Source organism: Lacipirellula limnantheis (assembly GCF_007746075.1).
GTDB lineage: Bacteria > Planctomycetota > Planctomycetia > Pirellulales > Lacipirellulaceae > Lacipirellula > Lacipirellula limnantheis.
On the sequence record NZ_CP036339.1, the window covers coordinates 3,358,342 to 3,375,819 of the forward strand.

Below are 17,478 nucleotides of genomic sequence, written 5' to 3' on the forward strand. Positions count from 1 at the left end.
CCTTGACCAGCACCGGCTAGTTTACGGATGCGTCGCCAACCAGGCGTCGGGAAGCAGCGTCGCGACTTCCGGCGGCGTGTTGAGTGACGATTGGGTCAGAAGGTCGCGCACGTAGGCAATCGGCTCGACCTGATTCGCCTTAATGCTGGCGATGATGCCGTAGAGGACCGCGGCCGCCTTGTCACCGTTGTCGCTGCCCATGAGCAGATAATTCTTGGCGCCTAAACGCAGCTCGCGCTTCCAGCGGGAGGCTTCATGCCGAGAAGCATCAAGCAGACCCTGCAGGTTGCCGGATATCTGGGCGGCGCCCGCAACGGCAGGGTCATCTCCTGGCCCGATCGTATCAAGCGCGCTGCCGGCCTGCGCCAAATGATGCGGGCTGATATCTCCTGACGAACTCATGCAGAAGCGTTGAATTTACGCAGATTGCAACGGAAACTCACCAAAATCATCCGGCTGCGGAGGGCCGTGCATCCAGGGAGTCAAAGTAAGCCGCGCAATAAGGTAGTATCAAGGAGGCTTCTAATCGCACTGTCTGGAGCGTCCCCTCACGAACCTTAATGAATCGCAACAAGCGAATTGCAGTGCTGGCGCCAGTCGCATGGCGAACTCCCCCGCGGCAGTATGGCGCATGGGAAACCGTAGCAAGTAACGTCGCGGAAGGATTATCGTCTCGTGGATGGGACGTGACGTTGTTCGCCACCGCCGACTCGGTGACGCGAGGCAGACTCCATGCCATTGTTGAACGCGGTTACGAGGAAGATCGCTCAGTGGACGCGAAGGTCGCGGAGTATCTCCACATCTCCGAAACGTTCGAGCATGCGGGAGAGTTCGATCTTATCCACAGCCACTACGATTTTATGGCGTTGGCTTTCAGTCGACTCGTAAAGACGCCAGTGCTCACGACGATCCACGGGTTCTCTTCGCCTCAGGTGTTGCCGGCCTATTTGAAATACCGCGATGGCAATTTCGTTTCGATCAGCGATTCCGATCGCCATCCTGATCTCAATTATTTGGCCACGGTCTACAACGGCATCGACCTCTCGCTCTATCCCTTGGTCGAGAAGCAGGGCAGGGACCTCGTGTTCCTGGGGCGCATTCATCCCGATAAGGGCGTTCATTTAGCCATCGAGACAGCGCGGCTTAGCCGACGTCGACTCGTGATCGCGGGGATCGTCCAAGACGCTGACTATTTTCGTCGTGAAATCGAGCCGCAGATTGATGGTGACAGAGTCCGCTACGTCGGGCCGGTGGGGATCGATGGTAAGAACGAGTTGTTCTCCCAAGCGGATGCGCTGCTGCATCTCAATACCATCCCAGAGCGATTCGGGCTCGTACTCGCCGAGGCCAATGCCGCCGGGGTGCCGGTGATCGCCATGGACCTCGGTTCATGCCGGGAAGTGATCGCCGACGGTCGGACGGGATTTCTCGTGCACGATGTGCAGGAAGCCGCGATGGCGGTGGACAGGACGAAGGAGATCAACCGGCGCGAATGTCGCGATCACGTACAACGTCGATTCTCGATCGACGCCATGATCGATGGTTACGAAAAAGTGTACCAGGAGATCTTCGCCGCGAGTGGAAAATCGATCCCGTGAGCCCTTAGGGGATCGTCGCCAGTAAATCGTCCAAGGCGTATCGGGCGACGCCCGTACAAGTGTCAGCGGCGCCGTAGTAAACGTCGACGCTCTCTCCCCGCCTTAACAAAGCCGTGGGGAAGACGATGTTGGGGAGATAGCCCAACCTCTCGAAATCTGCCTCAGCCCGCATGATCGGGTGCGGCGACAACCCCACGATTCGTCTCGGATCGCCCAGGTCCAAGAGCATCGACGCCGCTGCATACTGTCCGATGCTCCCGGCCCGTTGTTCCGCGGCCGTCGGAGCAATATGACCATGGTAAAGCGATAGCCATCCTCGTTCGGTGCGAATCGGGGAGACGCCTCCCCCAACCTTGACCGACGCCCACGACGCCTCTGCGCCCAACAATCGCTCGTGACGTCCCCAATGGATCAAGTCGGGTGAGCGTGCCAGCCAGATCTCAGGCGGCGAAAAATGCGCATTCGGATTCGGACGGTGGAACGCAACGAATTCATCGCCGATCTTCTCGGGGAACAGAAGAACGTCCTTGTTCTCCGGACAGAAGATGATTCCGTGCCGTTCAAACGAATGAAAGTCGGCGGTCGACGCCAGCGCGGTCGAAATGCCGTGGGGAGAGACTGCGACGTAAGTCAGGTAGTACCGGTCGTCCAGCTTCGCGAGACGCGCATCTTCGACGCCAAACGTTTCATAGCGAGTTGCCGGGAGCATGGGGTGCTCGCCGAATCGATCGATCGAGCTTCCGTCCCGACTAAACGCAGGCAGTAGGTAAGAAATGAAGGTCAGTCGAATATGTCCGCTGGCTTTGATACGCACAATCCGCGGATCGATGAGGTCCACCTCATCCAGTGATCGCCAATCAACCGCAACGGAGCGTTGTTCATGATTCCAAAATGGAAGGGCGATATACCCAGGTCGCGTCTCGATGGGACGTTCAACCACGCGAATCAACAGGGCGACTTCGCCATCGAAGTCGACGGCCGCGGGGTTAAACGTCCCGATCACCTCAAAGCCGACAAACTGCGGCTGCACGTCAGTCGGTTTGACAAGTAGCTTCGTGTGGAGACGCGGCGGCATCACATCAGGAGTGACCATTTGGCTTGCGCTGCTTCTTGTTCGTTTTCGGTTGCTATTGAGGAGACGCGAAAGGTCCGAGGTAAGCCATTCTCCGGCGGAGTTAGCGCCCCGCTGCGAGAATTCACGACGTATTGGCGTTGCCCCACAGAAAGATGGGGCGGTCCAACGGACTCAACGCAACCGTCGACGTCTATTGGGCGGGTCAAGATGGTGAAATCGCTCCAGTCGAGCTTCTGCGACGCTGCGACGAGACGCGTCATCAAGTCGCTCGCCAAGTGCTGTCAGCACCTCCTCGGCGCGCTGCGGCCATTCCCACGACGCCACCGCGATGACGAGGACCCCACTGGCACGCGCCGCTAGAGACCACGACCGGTGCTGAAGAGATTGTGAGAGATCCATCACCTCAGCCTACCCGATGCCAGGTCACGGTGGTCGTGCCATTTCGCTGGAATCGACTTTATCGGGCTAGAATTCATCAACACGGCTCAGTCATCCGAACGAACATGCTCGCCAAATTCCTGGGAGGAGTTGGTTTCACATTCGTAAGGGTCCAACGACCTCGATTCCGCCTGGCCTTCCCAACGTGATTGAGACAGTCCACGAGTTTGTCGCGGACAAGAGTTTCCATGGCGCGGGATGCGATTCTTCCTGGTCGATCTTCAGGGGGGGATCCTACCGATATGTGCCGCTTTGATTGCAACGAGAGCGACCTCACAGCTAGCTACGCCGGGGCCACGCTGGCCAAGGCGGCCGGCCTCATTCCCCGGATCGCCGCCGGCGAGAGCGTCGCCCGGTTCAATACTGGCGCGATGCCGCGCGGCATGGCCGACTCAAGCAGGCGGTTCAAAGGTGCGATCGATCGGAGGCGAAGCCAAAGCCATAGGCTGTCGCCTCGATTACTTGGCGACGCCGCGAGACGTCCGCCACTCGGGATACTCCGAGTGAAGCAACCGCTGCGGCCAGTCGCCGTACCACGGCGTTCCCGTGCGGCGTTCGCGTTCGATCTCGCTCAGTGCGTACCGCTTCATCGTGTCTCGACCAGCGAACACTGGGCGGTTCGTGCCAATCTCATAATGCCGCGCCCAGATGGGCGACGCTGCTTCGTCCGACAGGACGACGACGTCGAAGTCAGTCGTGTGAAACTCATACCCCTCCGGCCTGGCGGCGATCCGCTCGACGCGAACGCCCGACAATTGCGTCTCACGTAGCCACGCGATGGCCGTCTCGATCGCATCCATAACCTGGTCCGTCGGATTTGGCAATCGCATCAAGAAACGCACGATCGCCGTCGTCTCTTGCGGACAGATCGATGCCAGCTCGAACGTCCGCGCAGGCGCCGCCGCTAGCGTCTCAGGGTCGTGCTGCTGGCACCACCCGGTTCGCCTGCCGTTTGCGATCAACTGACAGTTCAAGATGCATTTGACTCCCGCGGCGACCGCCCGCGCCGCCGCTTGACGACGTTCGTCATCGAGCCATGCCCACTGCGGCGCCCCTGCGACGGCATCCTGCAGTACGTTGAGCACGCCAATCGTCACCCCGTCGTTGAACGTGATGAATTTCGCATAGCCCGCCCCCCCGGGATGCTGCTGCGGAAATCCGCCCCCCGGCAACTGCGCCGCCAGCATAAAGTCGAACCCGCGCACGCACGCCTCACGCCACGACTCCACGCCCCCCGCAGCGTAAGCCCGGGCCAAATAGTCGACCTGAGAGTGAATGTTATAGTTATCAAACGACGTGTCGTTCCGTTCACTCGACTGGCGAACCGCACGCTCCTGTTCTGGCGTCAGCACGGCGAGCATGTCGTAATCCTTCGGCCAGCCGCCGTTGGCCCGCTGAAAGAGCAGCATATTCGCGGCGATCTTTTCAACCTCCTCGATCGCGTAGCTCGGCTGATCAACTAGCGCATGAATGACGCGCTTCGGATCGCGAATCTTCCGCCAATGATGCGTCCCGTCGCGAAACGCGCTCACGTCGATCGGTTCAATTCGAGGCTGGTCGGCCCGCTTGATCAGCACGACCCAATCGGCCTGGGCGTCGGTCGGCGGGGGCCCAATCGCCAGGCTCTCGCCGCCGGCAATCGACTTCTCGGCGCCCGCAAACTCTCCAATCCGCGGGTTGAACCAGCGCTGCGTCCCAGCGCCGGCCATCTCGGCCAGGTCGAGCGAGCCGGTCTCCGTCGCCGTCGGGAAGTAAATCGCATAGACGTCGCCTCGTTTGACGAACGCCTGCGGCCCCAATTCGACGTGCTTGCCGTTGCCAATGCCGACGTGCATCGTTGCGGCGCCGCTCACGAGCTCGTCGGCCGGCTGCATTTCCCAGAAGGGGAGATTCTCTTCCATGAAGCGACGGGCGATCCACATGTAGTCCCACAGCTGTTCGCGCTCGGCAGTCTTAAAGCTGTCGGTCCGCAGCAGATCTTCCAGGATGAACTCAATCATCCCTCCCGAGAAATAGGTCGGCCAAATCTTCTCGCGACGATGGCCAGCCGCGTCGTCCACCGGAATGTGCGACGCCCGCTGCCCGCGATCGAGCGTGAACTCATCGAGGCTCACCGGCAGCGGTCGCCCGCTGGCCAGCGTTTCACGACGGATCGCCTCCGTCACCTCCTGAATCGGACGTTGATTCAATTGAATCGACGTCATGCCGTAGCGTGGATCGCCGAAGGTGAACCGCAGCGCCTCAACAGGATCGCCGGCGCTATGGACGGTGATCGGATGGTCGTACGGATCAACGGCGCGCAAGTAGTCGGCAAACGCTCCGATGCGTTCAGCGCCGAGATCGAAGCCGAGGTTGTATTCCTCGCAAAGATTCCACTGGAGCGCCAGGTGATGCCCGAACCGCGCCGCCATCTCACGATAGTAGAGCTTGCGCTCTAACCCCAACTCGCCGTCATCGAGTTCGCGCTTGTTGGCCTCCTCCGCTTCATTGAAAACGAAGTGCAGGAAAATCCCCTGCCGCTGAGCATGAGCGAACACAGTCTCCCATTGGCCGAGTTTGGCAACGTCAAAGCGTAGATTGTCGTTCTCCTCGCTGCCGAGCGGATTGATCGTCCCCGCCCAAGGCCACACATCCTTGCCGTCCCCGCCGACGTTCATCGTCAAGAAGTAGATGCTGTTAACATGATGCGCCGCCAAATAGTTGAGCGCCCCGATGATCGCCCGTCCGCGGCCGTCGCCCCAATCGGGATCGCCCTCGCGCCAATCGGCTTCATGATCGGCATAGCGGTGCTTGCCGGGCGTTCGATCGAAGCCCGCGTAGCCCAAGAAATTTTCCGGCTCATCGGTCCCGCCGCGCAGCCAATACGGACCGTCGGCAAACTTCAGGTACCGCTCTCCCACATATGCTAGGCGTCCCCACTTTAGGAACCCCGGCGCGTCGGCGTGGCCGGCCGCGACCTCGAACGTCCCGACGGCGGCAGGCAACTCGACCGCTTCGCCCGCCGTCGTCGCCAATTCGACGGCGACGTGTTTCCCTTTCCGCAAGCTTGCTTCGTAGCGCCAAGGTCCCGCCACGTTCGGCGTGAACCGCACTCTCCAGACGTTCCCCTTCGCTCCTCCTCGGCCGTCGCCGTCGAAGAAGCCGGGGACGACGAAGAGCTGATTGTCGGGACCCGAAAACGAAACCTGTAGTCGATAATCGGTAAACGGATTGGGCGCGTCGCCGGTTTCCGCAGCCTCCGGTCCGGCGAACGTGATCAACAGGGGATGCCACTCGGCAAGTTGTCCCTCGATGTCGTCCGCGAGGGCGGCGTAATCGAACGCCGCCAGGAGAAATAGAAAAACCAGTTGACGCATTTCGCAACGCTCCCGATAAGTTCAGTTTCAGAAAAGAAACCTAGCGCGTCATTCTGATCAAGTCCGTCATGCTGCCCGACGTGAAAAATCTGGAAGCTCGCTCGGAGAATTATATTCTTCGCCCCGCTCAGGCTGACGCCGTCGACGCTTCGAAAAAAGTCACGTCAGCGCGCCGCGCCCGCCCCTATCTCCTCCGCCGCCGTCCCCGCCGCTGCGATCAGTTTCAACAATTGATTGAGCTGCGCATCGGCGCGTCCCGGCTTGAGGTCCCCCCAGTTAGCGTCGGCGGCAACCACGGCTAGGTTCATGCTCGGGATCAGCACGCAGCAATTCCCGCGATGCCCCAGCGACATGATCGCTTCGCGCGGCGCATCGGGCCAAGTGACGGCGTCGGGATGCTTCGCGCCGACGTCGTTGAACCACCAGTTAAATCCGTAAATGCCCGGCCCCGCCGTCGTGAAATGGTTCGAGTCGCCGCCGTAACTGCCGATCTGCAAATAGTCGTTCGTCGGCGCATCGCCGCTCAGCGGCAAGTTCAGCGGAACCTGCGGCCGCATATTGTCATCGAAGTAAGCCCGCGGCAACACTTGCCGGCCATTCCAATTCCCGCGGTTGAGCCAGAACCACGCGACGCGCGCGAAGTCGCGCACCGAAGCAGTCATCCGACGATTCGTCTGTCGAAACCGAAATCCATCCTGCAACCCTAGCGCTCCAAAACGCTTTGGATCGTGAAACGTCTCCTCCGGAGAACCCTGAAACACCTTATCGAACAGCGTCTTCTGATAGAGCTGAATCGCAAAGTCATTGTAAGCCCACGCCTCTCCCGGCGATTCCGGGCGTGCGTAGCCGCTCGTCATGCTCGCCAAGTGGCGGAGCGTCATCGACTGGTCCTTCTCTGCGAGCGGCCAACCAAACTCAGCCAGGCGCTGGTCGAAGCTCGCCACCTTCCCCTCCTGCGCGGCAAACATCAACAGCGTCGACAACACCGGCTTCGCTGAAGAAAACCAATCGCTCCGCTCTCCCTGAGGCCCCCAGGTCTTGATGACGTAGCCATTCTTGATCACGCAACCGCGACTCCCGAGCCTATCGGCGATCTCGTCCCACCGCGATTCATCGAGCCCCAACTCCTGCGGCGACTTCGCCGCCCACTCGGCGCCGGGAAAGACGAGGTCGTCTGCCCACGCGCACATCTGGAAGCTGAGAAAACCGCAAATGATTCCGAGCTTGATTGAAAGAGCGAGTCGCATCGCGAATCCTCAGAGAAGAATAGAACCCAACATCGTGACGCCCTTGTTCTGTCGCCCAGAGGCGCTCCGAGCGGGGCCAGCCAGATTCCTGGGAACAACGGAATTGCCGTCCGAAAATAAATGGCGTCACTTTTTGCTTTGAGGGCCGATCGAGGCGGCGTCATGCTGGATCGGTCACGGCTGTCATCCGAATCCCTAAACGAACTGGGCCTGGAACCGATCCGGGCTTGTTCTCCACACGATTGTAGCAAGGCGACCCCCACAGACGTCTAGCGCGTGGTGATCTGACTCGCGTGCAGTTAGCGTGGTGGAATCGGGCAGTAGGACTTAAGCGATGTTAAGAACGACGGCGGGCTCGGTCGGGGCGAGGCACGCGCCGGCCAGCGAAATTCGCGCCGCGGCTCGGAAATGGCAAGATCGTTGATGCGGGCTTCAGGGCGGCGCATCAGACGCTCCAAGGCGGCGCTGGACGCGGAATCGGCGTGCATTTTTTTGTAATTAGTGTAGATTTACATTGATCGATCTTCTTCTCTCTCGCAGCTGTGCTTCTTCTCTTGAGACAACGACAACCCCAAAAGGCGCTTTCATGAAGCGGCCTCGAACTTGCCGTGCGTTTACGCTGGTTGAGTTGCTGGTGGTGATCGCCATCATCGGCGTATTGGTGGCGCTATTGTTGCCGGCGGTGCAGGCGGCTCGGGAAGCGGCTCGCCGGTCGCAGTGCGGCAGCAACTTGAAGCAGATCGGGTTGGCGGTGCTGAACTACGATTCCGCGAAAGGACGTTTTCCGGCGGGGAGCACGGCCGCCAACTCGAACATCGAGGCGATCAACTCCAGCCAGTGGGCGGTCGATCTCTTGCCGTACGCCGAGCAAGCTCAACTCTTCGCGCTGTGGGACAAGACGAAAGATTTCAATATGCCGACAAACAAAGCGCTGCGCGAGACATTCGTGCCGCTTTATCTCTGTCCGACCGACGTCGACATCAGCAAGCTGTATCGTCCTGAGTCGGGGCAAGGGGACAATCAGTTCTGGGCTCCCGGTTCGTATCGCGCGGTCTCGGGGTCGTCGCCCGGCACGAACGGCGAGCAGTACTGGGATAATCCCCAAGCCACTCTCGCCAGCAACCAGGTAAACTTGCCCGATTGGACCCGCGGTCCGCTGCACGCGGTCCTGAAGGGGACGGCCCCTGGAGATGTGCGGAAGCTCAAGCCAGTCTCGACGAAGAACATCCCCGACGGCACCGCCAACACGTTGCTCGCGGGAGAATATCAGACGACGACCAACCCGAGCGACGTCTACGCACGGCGAACGCTTTGGTGCTACGCCTACACGTCGTACAGCCAATCTAGCGGCGTCAATCGTCCCTGGACGCTCCACAACGACTACAATGCGTGCGTACCGCTTGACGGCGGGCAGCACAATTGCAAACGGTCGTGGGGAAGTCTCCATGCGGGCGACGTCATTCAGTTTGCCCGCTGCGACGGCTCGGTGACGGCGATCAATCAGAACGTCGACATGGCGATGTTCGTGACGCTGACGACGATTCAGGGCGAGGAGCTTTCGACGTTCACGCCCTAGGGCATCAGCAATCGAGTGACGGCCGCCGGCTATCCACCAGAGTTGCTGGGCTCATTGGCTGTTCATGACATCGGCATTCGCGAGGGACCATTGCACCATCAGTTTCTATTCAATCTCTCGCGGCGGCATGGCGGGAGCCTCGCCTTCACGATCGCGTGGTGTTGCTACACGTTGGCTGGCTGCGGGAGTTCGGGACCGTACGAGTTGGCTCCGGTGTCGGGGGGGGTGACGCTCAACGGCAAGGCGGTCCCGCATACGCAGATCATCTTTCAGCCGAAGGGGACGCCCGATAATCCTTCGCCGGGGCCGGGCTCGACTGCCTTCTGCGACGACGCAGGCCGATTCGAACTGAAGACGGTTCGCGGCGAGCCGGGCGCCGTCGTGGGACCGCACGGGGTACAAATTTACGCCCATGGTCCGGCAAAGTCGGTCGCGAAAGACGCCGACGACGGGCCGCAGGTGAAGGAGGCCTTTCCAGCGAAGTACAACGTCGAGTCGCAGCTGACGTTCGACGTGCCCGCGGAGGGGTCGGCGGCGGCGAATTTTGAGTTGACAGAGTGATCCGAGCAGACGGCTAAAACCGCCGCGACTCTACATCGCAAACGCCCTAGTGATTGTGAGCACGTCCGCGTGGCGAGAATGTTCGATCGACCTCTGGTTGGTCGAAGTCGCGCTCTACTTGCTGCGAAAGACGGGACGCGTCCTGCCTTAGAACAACGAGGTCTCCGCCGGAATAGTCTGCATGCACCCAGATCAGGATGTTACTATGCGGAAAATTCAGTCCGCTGAGAGCAATCGAATTCGCGTCCGCCCGCGCCCCGTCGAACGCCCGAGAGCTGCGTTGGGAAGTGAGCGCCCGAGGCGCGATTCGCTCCGCGTGACGCTGACGGCACGCGTTCGCGGCATCCGAACTGGAATATCGCGAAGCACGTCAACCCGGCGAGCAGAGCCGCGCTTGGCTCGGGCACCACGGCGCCCGCCCCCACGGCGGTCGGCTTGCTGCCGAGTTGCTGCTGCCAGAGGAGGAAGTCGGAGCCGTTGGTGATGTTGTCGCCGTTGGCGTCGCCGAGTTGGTTGAGGTTGAAGGCGCTTTTCCAAATGGAGAGGTCGGTGAGATCAACGTCGCCGTCGTCGTCGAAATCGGCGGAGAAGATCGGCTTGGTTACCACCTCAAGCTGCACGGCGTTGGCCAGGTAGTTCACCTTGAACGCCAGGTCGGCGGGCATGCCGGAGACGTCGTAGTAGTCGAACTGACCGAGCACGCTGGGGGCGGTGATGATGTTGAACGTGTTGCCGAGCGCCGGCACGAAAGCGCCGTCGACGTCGATATTGAGATAGCCGTCGAGCTGCGCGACGCCGGTGACCGCGAGGCGATCGAACTGATTGAGGAGCGTGCCGGTCAGTTCAACGAACAACTGGCCCGTACCGGTCTGCTGGAAGTCCTTGAGGGTGACCGCGCCGATGCCGTCGAAGTTGCCGGGGCGGAAGCTCCCCTCGTTCACCGTGAGCACGTTGATGTTCGCGCCGTTCTCGCCCACCCAGTGGCTGCCGTTGGGGATGATCAAGGCGCCCGCGCCAGCGAACGTCGCGCCCGCTTCTACGATGATGTTGTTGTTCTGCAACTCGAGGTTTGCATCAAGCGTCGTGCTGCTCGTCGACTCGAAGGTCAGGAAGAAGTTGTTCGTCACTTTGATCCGCGACGTGGGGCCGGCGCTGGTCGTGACGACGCCGCCCAGGTTGGTCGAACTTGTCGACTCGTAGGTTCCGTTGGAATTGAGAAACAGCCCCGATCCGGGATTGAAGTCGAGGGCAAAGCCGTTGGCGAAGACCTTTCCGCCGGAGAAGGTCGAAACGCTTCCGGTGAAGCCGAACGTGGCGTTGTCGCGCAGCTCGAGCGTGGAGTTCGCTTGGGCGTGCAGCGAGGCGTTATTTGCGGCGCCATCCCAGTCGTTGTCGTTACCGGCGGTCTGCACCACAAGCGTGCCGCCCGACGCGCGGATGCCTGCGTTGTTGATGACGCGCGAGGCAATCGTGCCAAAGCCGCTCACAGCGTTGGCGTTGTCGATCGTCATCGTGCCCCCTTTGATCGCGCCGCCATCGAGCGTCACGAACGAGGCGGGGAGGGTATTCCAAGCATTGACGACGTTCAACACGCCATCGACGTCATTCGTGCCGATTCGGGCAACGTCGACAATGGCGCCAGTGATGGTCAACGTGCCGTCGTCGGCAAAGAGGTTCGACGCGCCGTCGAAGTCGATGTCGGTGTTGATCGTGCCGAAGCCGTGCAGCGCACTGCCCGTGTCGGCGCCGAGTATTCCCGCTCCGCCGATCGTGCCGCCGAGAAGCATGTTGGGGTCGCTCATCGTTCCCCCGGCGAGACGCAGCGGCTGACCCGCTGTGTTGATGTTGACAGTTCCCGTGATGTCGAGCCGGGCGGTGGTGCGGACGTCGCCGGTAATGTTGAGCGTGCCGTTGATGTTCACGTCGCTGCCGGCCAGCAACGTGGCTTCGGCGTTGTCGTTGACGAGGTTCATGGCGCCGGGACCGTTGAGCGTCCACTCGGCGGTCGGGCTGTCGAGGTTCACGGTGAGCACGCCCGTGCCGACGCTGTTGTTGACGTCGAGCGTGTTGACTCCGCCGCCGCCGTTGACGCGGCCGAAGTTCAAAAGGGACGCGGCGTTGATGGTCAGCGGTGCGTCGATATTGACGAAGTCGCCGACGGCGTCGTTGCCGTCGAGGTCGGCCGTGCCGCCGACCATGTTGAGCGTCGCGGCTTCATTGACGTTAACGTCGTCGCTGAAAATCATCGTCCCGGCGCCGGTGAACTCGGCATTGTTCGCGGCGTTGACCGAATTGAACGTCACGGGCCGATTGAACACGAGCGACGCCCCCGCGGGAACGTCGACGTCGGCGTCGGACATAAAGGTAACCGGCGCGAAAAATCGGGCTTGTGAATTGGCGTTTCCGTCGCCAGTGACGTTGAGATTGGCGTCGAGGAGTCCGGCGTCATTGCCGATATCGATCGCGTCCCCCTGCCATTCAGCCGCGTCGAATCCGCCGCTGGCGTTCATGTTGAGCGTGCCATTCATCACGACCGTCGGGTCGGCCACGCTGGCGAAGATGGCGCCGTTGTTGAGGGTGATCGTCGATTCGAAGGAATTGGTCACCGAGTCCGGTTCGTAATCGGTGGGACTGTTGAACGTGAGGGTCGCGCCACTCTGGACGGTCCAGGTCCCGCCGTCAAAGTCGAAGCGGTCGGCGTTGATCGTGAAATCCCCCGTCACGATGTTGGAAATCCCGGGGTCGAACGTGCCGGCCCCGTCGATCGTCCCGCTGACGTAGGTGGTCGCACTGCTTGTCACGTCGAGCGTCATCCCGGCGTCTATGTCGGCCACGAGACCCGCGCGATTGAACGTGACGGGCGCGCTGATCGTCGTGTTGCCGTTGACGTTGATCACGTTGGCGACGATCATCCGGCTCGTGCCGCCGATTGTCGCCGTGCCAACGGCGGATGCGTTGCCTGTGGTGACGCCGGTCATGGTCCACTGGTTGAGTCCGTTCGTATTGTTAACCACGAGCTGAGACAAATTGCCCGCCAGCAGGAGCGGGTCGTCCATGTCGCCGTCGTTGTCCATGACAGCCGAGTTGATCGTGAAGGTGGCGCCCGCATTGATCGTGTGGGTCGTTGCCGTCCCCAGGCCGTCCCAGTCGAACGTGGCGACGTCGATCGTCGTACTGGCGGTGACGGTCGAGGAACTAATCATTTGCAGCGTGCCCGTTCCGGAAATGCTGCTGGCGCCGCCGAATTCCGTCGATCCCCCCAAAGCGAGAAAGCCCGTCGCCGTCAGATTGGCGGTAGCGGTCGTCGTCGTCGCGGGAAGCTGTAAGGTTCCGTCGTTGGCGTTGACGGAGCCGGTGACGATGACGCGACTGCCGCTGAGCGCCGACAAGCCGGCGTTGTTCTTGTTGAGGATTCCCCCCAGGGTCCACGCTCCGGCGGCGACGGAGACGCCCAAATCGGCGTTGTCGTTCACATTGACCGTGCCGCCGAATACGTTGTCGGTCGTATCGATCTGATTGGCCACCACGCTGAACACGGCCGAGCCATTGACCGTCGTGTCGGCGGCGCCGTTGCCGTCCCAGTTGAAGTTGTCGGCGGCGTCGTTGATCGTGACATTGGCGTTGACGATAGTCTGTGAATTGACGTCGCTGGGAGCGTAGCCAGCGGCGGTCGTGATGCTGGTCACGCCGTTGAAGATGACCGTGCCGAAGTTCGTGAGCGACCCGGCGCTCATCGTGAAGGGGGCGTCGATCTGCAGCGTGCCGTCGGTGTCCGCGACGTTGATCGTGCCGCCCGTTTGCGTCAGGGTTCCGCCCTTGATGAAGGATGTGCCGGCCGGAATGGGGTCGACGCCCAGGCCGCCGGCGACGAAGCCATTGTTCACCGTGAGCGTGCCGGCGTTCAGGCCCCAGGCCGTCGAGACGTCGATCGTCGACTGGTGGGCCAGCGTCATGGCGCCGCCGAAGGCGTCGGCCAGCGTGCCGTTGACGTCGAGCGTCTGATTGCGATTGACGTTCACGACGCCTGCGTTGCCGGCGCCGTCGAGATCGATGAGCTGGAACGAGTTGTTGGTGTTGATCTGCAGCGTTCCCACGGGCGGGGCGCCAAAGATGATGAGCGGCCGGGAGAGCGCCGTGATCGTGCCGTCGTTGGAGAGCACGGTGGTGAAGGCGAGCGGCGCGTCGACGTAACTGACGACGCCGTTGCCGATGAGCAATCCGCCGGCGTTAATGTCGAGCAGGGCCGTGCCGACCTCTTCGTCGAGGGCGAGCGTGCCGCCCTGCAGTTCGATGGCGCCGCCGTTGATGGTGACGTCGTCGGCTGTGAGCACCGAGGCGGCGCCGCCGATGAAGAGGTTCGTCCCCGCGCCTGTCGTCTGGACCAAGCCATCGACGTCGAGGTCGAAACTGTTGAGGTCGAGGTCGATGCCCCCGGAGAGCGTCAGGCCGTTGATCGCGTTGTTCGAGCCGAGATCGACCGTGTTGGCGGTGTTGAAGATCGCCGTGTCGTCGGCGTCGGGTTCGTCGTTGGGGTTCCAGTTCGTCGCGGCGCCGGCGTCGACCCAGTCGACGTTACCGCCGATCCAGGTGCGGTCGAGCGACCAGCCGGTCGCCGCCGACAGGGCGACGGCGGCCGCCCCCAGACAACCAACCCCCCTGCGAAACCGGGCCGCGATGGAATTGCCGACAGAGCGACGCAACATGGTGCAACCTCTTGATGTGATCACGAAGCGCATGACGGCCGCGATGCCAGGGCTTACGCCGTGGGCTGGAACTGAGTTCCGGAACGGAACTGGCCCCGACCTGGAGACGTGCCGCTACGCCATCCCGTCTCCGGCGGGAGACAGACAACTTGGGCAACCGACGGTGCGAAGATTGACAGCCGCCTCGACCACGCTCCGAAGAAGACAGACTTGCCGAGCAGGCAAACCCGAGTGCCAGTATAGCCATCCTCACGGGGGAAGCAAGCAACCGGCTGCACGGGAACTATCGTAGAAGGGAGCGGCGACGGCCGCCGGGGCTGCCACGGCAGACGAGCGCTAAGGCCGGAGCCGGCCCCGAACGGCGGTGAGGATCCAGGGGCGAATGCGGTCACCCAAACTAACGCAAAAGGCCCAACAACTCCAACGAAGTTGCGGGCCTTCATCAACGATGAACTCTCGCAGTCGAGCTAGTTTTCTGCGGGCGGGTCGGTCGACTACTTTTTCCGGTATCGTACACCTGAGGAGCCTGCGACAGCCGACGATTCTCCCCGCAGGACCGCGGCAATCTTTGAGGATCGCAATTCCGTGCAGAGAAATCCAGGCTTCAAGGGCGTGACCACGGCGTCCCTCCCGGTTCGTCCGCGCCGACCTCGCTCTCAGCGACCCGAGTAGTAAAGTTGCGCCGCAACTCCGCCGAATTCGTTGAGTCTCTGAGCTGCCTCGCCGTGCAAAAACTCAATCTCGCAATTGTTCAGCAGCGACTTGACTAGTATTTGGTCGAACTTGTCAGTATCAATCGGAACCGAGATGACGACTTTGCTGGCTTGGCCTTGCTCCAGCGCCAGCATGACGCCTTGGGTCTCCAGCACCGCCGTACCGCACGCATGTCTGCGGGAAACTAGTTCATTGACCAGTGCCAAGTCGTGCGCAAGTTCCTGCTGGTCGGCGATCTTCTTCACCGCTTCCGCGATCTCGTTGTTGGAACTTTCGAAAGCAATCGGCTCGATTGTGACCACCGAGGCGTAAACGGTCGCGTGAAGTGCGTTCTTCACGGCATGAGCCAGCTTGAGATTGCCGCCGAACACAATGTGTTCGATTTCTGAATCCGCGAGGAAATAGTCGTTGATCTCCTCGGCGGCTTCCTTCACGACGCGTCGCTCCGAGTCGAGATCGCGTCGATCGGAAGCCTGAGTTCGCGACGTCCGGCTTCCTGGGCGCAACGAAGTTCCCCCCGCGGCTCCCGTTTGAACTCGCACCTCATCCAAAGGCGCCGTAAGAAACACCTCCAAAATCTTCGTTTCCTCTTCGGAGAAGAGCGCAACCATGTACTTCTTGTGGCTATCGAGCGCGAAGAGCAAAGGCTTAAGTTGCGGCGCGCCGTAAAACAACTTGGTCGGCATATTCACCGGGAGATCGACCGTCAAGAAATCTTCGTGATCGGTGAAGATGACGAGCGAACGCCCCTGCGGTTTGCTCTGCTGGAGATGGGACATAATCTTCTCCTCCGTATCAGCCCATGTCCGTTTAGCTAGGCGTCCCACGATCGCATCAGGCCCGTGCTTTTCCTCAAGTCGCTTGGCCTCATTCTTCAGTTCGATTAGCCAAGCTGGTCTTTCGCGTCGATTGTCTTGGTCCGTCGAGTCGACGTCGACGTAGGCCGTGAGAATCGGAGTCTCTTCGTATCGGTGCTCGACAATAAATGTACGAAGGGAGTTTAGAATTCCCTGAATTGTCTGTTTCATACGAATGTGACCTTTCCGGCAGGAGAATATTCGCTAGCTGATTTGGTTAAACGACGTCGTGCGTTTTGTGTTTCGGATGTCATACTCTCTGTTGCGAGCGCGTTGATGATACAGCAACCGCTGCTCACTCGACCAGCACTCCCTCGTTTTTCCCAGGGCTCAATTCTTGGATCCCAGGCGTCTTTGAATGATTCTTCGAAAGTGGCCGCTGGCGCGAAAAAGTCGGCAGGAAGATTCGGTTGCGAAGTCACCGGCCTGCCGCCATTAGCCTCCGTCGGGGCTGAGCTCGCAGTGGGAACGGGAATCATTTAAGCAAGCCGCTCGCAATTCGAGTCACGAGCGAACATCGTTTCGCTGCGCGAAGATTGTAGCAGTCGGAAGCTGCGTTAAAATTGGGCCTCGTGAAGTCGTCGGCGAGAGCCAACTGGTGCGTGGATGAGCCTCCGGCGGGAACTGGCGTCTGGAATGTTTGGATCCAGAGACGCAGTGCCGGGGGGACATTGATCTTGAACGGTCCAGCAGGAATGTCTGGTGACAGTTATCACGACCTAGCTGTTGGACAGAATGTCCGGCGGCGAGCGCTCGATGCCTACGGCTGATACCCATGAGGTCGTCACGCCGCTGGCGAACAGAACGGCGCCGGAGACGACGGCGCCAGCATGGCGGATCTTCTTCTAACGGATGTCGAGAATACGGTTAGTAATCTCGCCCAGCGGGCGATTGCGCCGAGAGTTGCTCTTCGAGCAGGGCCAATGATCAATTCCGGCCCGTTGATGCACCCAGCGAAAAAAGTAGCGTCGCGCGATGTGTGAACTTCGCGCGACGCTGCGACGGCGGTTGCCGCAGTCGGATGGCCGGTTCGGCGCTTGTGACCGCGTCTATGTTCAGTCTATCGTCTGTACGATACCGTACCACCACGACAATCCGCATTCGGCTTGGCCGATTACGCACTGTTAATCTGATCGGTTCCAAACCGGCAGAAAACCGGCAAGTTTTAACGGCGACGACTGCTAGCTAGCCGGCGTCGAGTCAAGCGGCTCAGCGCCCGGAATACGTGCGTCCTTCGTCCCGCGCGAGAGACTCGAGAAAATCACTCTCCCGTAATCGAGCCTCGATATTTTGCTGACGCGGGCCGGCGCCTTCGAGCGATCATCAACATCGACTCGTTGAGCTTCGTGCTGC

9 protein-coding genes are annotated in these 17,478 nt (G+C 60.8%); 3 read left to right on the forward strand and 6 right to left on the reverse strand.

Features of this window, described 5'->3' with window-relative positions:
• Positions 1-21: 21 nt before the first annotated feature.
• Positions 22-402, reverse strand: a complete 381-nt coding sequence (locus tag I41_RS12975; protein ID WP_145433096.1) for a transposase domain-containing protein — start codon at positions 400-402, stop codon at positions 22-24.
• Positions 403-560: 158 nt separating this feature from the next.
• On the opposite strand from I41_RS12975, the gene I41_RS12980 reads away from it, so the two are divergent.
• On the forward strand, positions 561-1,598 hold the full coding sequence (locus I41_RS12980) for a glycosyltransferase family 4 protein (protein WP_145433097.1): 1,038 nt from the start codon (positions 561-563) through the stop codon (positions 1,596-1,598).
• A 4-nt stretch (positions 1,599-1,602) separates the two neighbouring features.
• Here the strand turns inward: I41_RS12980 and I41_RS12985 are convergent, their stop codons facing one another.
• The 3 genes from I41_RS12985 to I41_RS12995 form a co-directional block, all read right to left on the reverse strand.
• The gene (locus tag I41_RS12985; protein ID WP_210421190.1) at positions 1,603-2,691 is read right to left on the reverse strand and encodes a glycoside hydrolase family 130 protein; all 1,089 of its coding nucleotides are present in this window, start codon (positions 2,689-2,691) and stop codon (positions 1,603-1,605) included.
• Between the two features lie 878 nt (positions 2,692-3,569).
• The gene (gene pelA, locus I41_RS12990) at positions 3,570-6,467 is read right to left on the reverse strand and encodes a pectate lyase (protein ID WP_145433098.1); all 2,898 of its coding nucleotides are present in this window, start codon (positions 6,465-6,467) and stop codon (positions 3,570-3,572) included.
• 164 nt (positions 6,468-6,631) lie between these two features.
• Positions 6,632-7,714 (reverse strand): serine hydrolase, encoded by a 1,083-nt coding sequence (locus I41_RS12995; RefSeq protein ID WP_145433099.1) that lies wholly within the window; start codon positions 7,712-7,714, stop codon positions 6,632-6,634.
• 586 nt (positions 7,715-8,300) lie between these two features.
• On the opposite strand from I41_RS12995, the gene I41_RS13000 reads away from it, so the two are divergent.
• Positions 8,301-9,290: a DUF1559 domain-containing protein gene (locus I41_RS13000; RefSeq protein WP_145433100.1), complete on the forward strand. Its 990-nt coding sequence runs from the start codon at positions 8,301-8,303 to the stop codon at positions 9,288-9,290.
• Positions 9,291-9,344: 54 nt separating this feature from the next.
• On the forward strand, positions 9,345-9,851 hold the full coding sequence (locus I41_RS13005) for a hypothetical protein (RefSeq protein ID WP_145433101.1): 507 nt from the start codon (positions 9,345-9,347) through the stop codon (positions 9,849-9,851).
• Positions 9,852-10,054: 203 nt separating this feature from the next.
• Here the strand turns inward: I41_RS13005 and I41_RS13010 are convergent, their stop codons facing one another.
• Both I41_RS13010 and I41_RS13015 read right to left on the reverse strand, forming a co-directional pair.
• Positions 10,055-14,554 carry a beta strand repeat-containing protein gene (locus I41_RS13010; protein ID WP_145433102.1) on the reverse strand — a complete coding sequence of 1,500 codons (4,500 nt, stop codon included), beginning with the start codon at positions 14,552-14,554 and terminating at the stop codon, positions 10,055-10,057.
• Positions 14,555-15,210: 656 nt separating this feature from the next.
• Positions 15,211-16,296 carry a baeRF10 domain-containing protein gene (locus I41_RS13015; RefSeq protein ID WP_145433103.1) on the reverse strand — a complete coding sequence of 362 codons (1,086 nt, stop codon included), beginning with the start codon at positions 16,294-16,296 and terminating at the stop codon, positions 15,211-15,213.
• Positions 16,297-17,478: the final 1,182 nt, after the last annotated feature.